This window comes from Butyrivibrio sp. (assembly GCF_017940685.1).
GTDB lineage: Bacteria > Bacillota > Clostridia > Lachnospirales > Lachnospiraceae > Butyrivibrio.
In genome coordinates this window covers 1-2,640 of sequence record NZ_JAGAYD010000191.1, presented here as the reverse complement: position 1 = coordinate 2,640, position 2,640 = coordinate 1, and the positions used below count along the sequence as shown (strand labels likewise).

At 41.8% G+C, this 2,640-nt stretch carries 3 protein-coding genes; all 3 read right to left on the bottom strand.

All coding sequences use genetic code 11. The annotated features are described in order from the left end of the window. The coding region (locus J6I68_RS11990) for a flagellar biosynthesis protein FlhA (protein WP_292220618.1) at positions 1-1,242 on the bottom strand (1,242 nt) is incomplete at its 3' end. A 41-nt stretch (positions 1,243-1,283) separates the two neighbouring features. Then, positions 1,284-2,378 (bottom strand): flagellar biosynthesis protein FlhB, encoded by a 1,095-nt coding sequence (gene flhB / locus J6I68_RS11985; RefSeq protein ID WP_442861728.1) that lies wholly within the window; start codon positions 2,376-2,378, stop codon positions 1,284-1,286. Positions 2,379-2,406: 28 nt separating this feature from the next. Continuing rightward, positions 2,407-2,640, bottom strand: a 234-nt coding sequence (locus J6I68_RS11980; protein WP_292220615.1) for a flagellar biosynthetic protein FliR, incomplete at its 5' end; no start/stop codon positions are given.

Sequence of the window (2,640 nt, the reverse complement as noted above, 5' to 3'; positions counted from 1 at the left end):
TATACCTTTAATTTTAATTATGTACTGATTGGGATTCAACTGAATGTTATCACGCAGTCTGATAATAGGCACAACAGTACCAAGCTCAAGGGCAACCTGTCTTCGTATCATTACGACACGGTCAAGAAGGTCACCACCCTGGTTAACATCAGCCAGCGGGATGATACCATAACCAAATTCAAGCTCAATAGGATCAACCTGAAGAAGGCTTGTGACATTCTCAGGCTGTCTGATCTCCTCAGCCTGCTGTTCTTCTTCTGAAGATACTTCTCCTTCTGTTGCGACTTCTTCCATGGTCTGGCTTGCAATACGTCCAAGTATGATAAATGCTGCACCAAATGTGACGTAAAGAATAGTAGGAAGAGGTGATAAAATACCAAGTCCCGCAACTACTGCTCCAACAAGATAAAGTGTCTTGGCTGTTCCAAAGAGCTGACCAATAAGTACATGACCAAAGTCTGCCTCTTTAGACCCCTTAGTTACCAAGATACCTGTTGACATCGAGATCATAAGTGAAGGAATTGAACTTACAAGTCCATCACCCATGGTGAGGATTGAATAGGTGTTAATGGCTGTGTTTACATCCATTCCCATTCGTAAAACACCCATGGCTATTCCGCCAATAAGGTTTACTGCGGTAATGATAAGACCCGCAGTTGAATCTCCTTTTACATACTTGGTAGCACCATCCATGGCTCCAAAGAAGCTTGCTTCTTCCTGGATCTTGTCTCTTCGTTCCTTTGCCTCAGCATCTGTGATTGCTCCGGTATTAAGGTCAGCATCGATAGCCATCTGCTTACCTGGCATAGCATCCAGTGTGAAACGTGCCGATACTTCAGCGACACGCTCAGAACCTTTGTTGATGACCATGAGCTGTACAATGATAAGGATGACATAGACAATAGCTCCAACGATAAGGTCACCGCCACCTACGAAAGTACCGAATACTTCAATAACTTCTCCTGCACTGCCCTGAGTAAGGATAAGTCTTGTTGATGATACGTTTAGGGCAATCCTGAATATTGTGGTAAACAAGAGGATTGTCGGGAAAAAAGACATCTGCAAAACTTCGGTAGCAAACATGGCTGTAAACATGATCACAAAGGAAAGTGACATATCAAAAGCCAGCAAAATATCCAGCATCCAATCAGGAAGCGGAATAATGAGCATAACAATAGCTGCAACAATATAAAGCGCAAGACCATAGTCATATACGCGATCTCTGATTTTCTTAAGATCCATCATCATCCTCCTTCCATCTGGTTTATAGTTTCAATCTAAAATCAAATCTTGCCCTTTAAGTGATATACATAAGCAAGGACTTCAGCTACAGCCTTGTAAAGCTCTGGGGGAACAAGTTCTCCGACTTCAACATTGGCATATAGCATTCTGGCCAAGGGCTTGTTTTCTACGATCTCAACGTCATTGTCTCTTGCGATCTCTTTTATCTTCTGTGCCAGATAATCAGCACCCTTAGCTACAACGATAGGCGCATCAGACTCATCAGCATCATACTTGATGGCTACAGCGTAGTGAGTAGGGTTAGTGATAACTACATCAGCCTGTGGTAGCTGCTGCATCATACGCCTTCTTGAAGCTTCCATCATACGGCGCTTCTGAGCACTCTTTACTGCAGGATCTCCTTCAGAATTCTTGAACTCATCTTTTACTTCCTGCTTGGTCATCATCATATCTTTGGTGAATTTCCTTCTCTGATAGATAAGATCAATAAATGCAATGACCATATATGCAGCTGCGATCCTGATCCCCAGGGAAATAATAAGGTTTCCCATAAGACCAATAGCCTGCCGAAGTGGCATGTCATACAGCAGGAAAAGAGATTCCGTTCTTCCTGTCAAAAATGAATATATGACAGCAGCCATAACAGCAAGCTTAAGAATTGACTTTGCAAGCTCAAATAGTTTTCTGGTTGAAAAGATCTTTTTCATACCACTTATGGGATTGAGCTTTGAAAACTTTGGCTTAAGCGGTTTAGCTGTAGGTTTAAAACCAACCTGAACCAGGTCACTGATAAAAGCGATCAAAAATCCCAGTATGAAAAATGGGGAAGCTATAAGCCCCATGGTAAGTATCGCATTTGAAATAATGCTCCTGATATAGGCGATAGGTAGCCTTCCATCATAAGTTCTTGCCACATCAGGAATACTGTTGTACACCCTGTTAAATATCCCCACAATGTTAGATCCAATAAAGGGATATAAAACCCAGATAATGAGAAAAAGCGCAAGTAAAGTAAAGGCAGTTGCAACTTCCTGACTTTTGGCAACCTGGCCTTCCTTTCTGGCGTCGTTTAGCTTTTTCGCTGTGGGCTGTTCAGTTTTTTCAGCACCATTAGCGTCTTCAGCAAAGAACTGCAGATTATATTTTATTATATTTGCCGAATCATCAGCCGCTCTGCATGCTGTATACAAAGTCTGACATCATCTCCTTCATATTGATGAATATAAAGTTGGATGCATCTGAAAGCATGGTGATCGTAATGAACATGATCATAAGTCCAACAATAATCTTGATCTGGATACCCACAGAGAACATGTTCATCTGGGGTGAAACCTTAGCCAGTACGCCAAGAACCACATTAGTCATAAAGGTAATAATAAATATTGGAAGGCAGATCCT